At 42.1% G+C, this 209-nt stretch carries 1 protein-coding gene; it reads right to left on the bottom strand.

From position 1 onward, the window contains the following. Positions 1-209: hypothetical protein (locus tag Q1A01_RS23845; RefSeq protein WP_299686115.1), on the bottom strand; the 209-nt coding region annotated here is incomplete at both ends.

Raw genomic sequence — 209 nt, 5'->3', positions numbered from 1 at the left:
GATAGAATTGGTAATGGATCTACCACCACATCAAAAGGAACAATCACAAAACAAGGTGTCCCATCTACGATACTCACCGTACTTTCTACTCTTGCATATAAGGTCTGACCTCCTGGAGTGGTATTTTGATATAAAATCTCTCCGCCTCCGCCAAGAGTTGTCACAACATCCATAGGATCAAATGGAGTAGCTTCTGCTTGTGTAAGATC

This window comes from uncultured Dokdonia sp. (genome assembly GCF_947492815.1).
Lineage (GTDB): Bacteria > Bacteroidota > Bacteroidia > Flavobacteriales > Flavobacteriaceae > Dokdonia.
The sequence above is the reverse complement of the archived record's forward strand: the minus strand, read 5'-3'. Positions and strand labels throughout refer to the sequence as shown.